Raw genomic sequence first — 701 nt, 5'->3', positions numbered from 1 at the left:
TGGCCCACCGCAGGTAGCGGGCCAAGTCCTTCACGTACACGGCCACGCTCCCCTCGGGGACCTTCCCCTCAAGCTCTTCCAGCTTGGCCTCGTACACCTCCCGCACGGCCACGGCCAGAGCCAGGGCCTGGGGGCTCACGGTGTGGACGCTCCGGGCCAGGGGGCGGGCGGCCAGGTGGTAGGCCAGGGCGTAGTCCTCCAGGGAGGCCACCAAACGCCCCTCCCGCTCCTCCCTCCGGGCGTGGTGGAGGAGGGCCACCACCTTGACCAAGGTGAGGAAGCGGCCAAAGTCCCGGCGGAGCCGGGTCAGGTCCTCGGGAAGGTCCTGGGCCTCCAGGAGCCGGGCGATGGCCGGGGCGTAGGGCACCACCACCTCCACTTGGGGAAGGGCCTCGTAGAGGGCGTGCCAGGGGGCCACCTCCACCTCGGGCCGCACCCCCAGGGCTTCCCGCTCGGCCAGGGCCTGCACCACCCGGAGGGTGTGGTCCTTGGAGTCGTCCATGTAGAGGCTGAAGGTGCGGGTTTCGTTGTCCTCCTTGGTGAGCCCCTTGGTGAGCGTGGTGATGAGCCCGGTGGGGCCGGGACGGGCGATTTCCCGGGCCACCATGCGCCCCTGGGGGGACTTCTCCACGGTCAGGTAGCGGATTTGCCCCTCGGAGAGGAGGGTGCGCACCAGGTAGAGCACTTCCTCCGAGTTGAGC

1 pseudogene is annotated in these 701 nt (G+C 70.3%); it reads right to left on the bottom strand.

From position 1 onward, the window contains the following. Positions 1-701: pseudogene (locus AC01Y6_RS10820) on the bottom strand (hypothetical protein); the annotation flags it as partial.

This window comes from Thermus sp. (assembly GCF_056332225.1).
The sequence above is the reverse complement of the archived record's forward strand: the minus strand, read 5'-3'. Positions and strand labels throughout refer to the sequence as shown.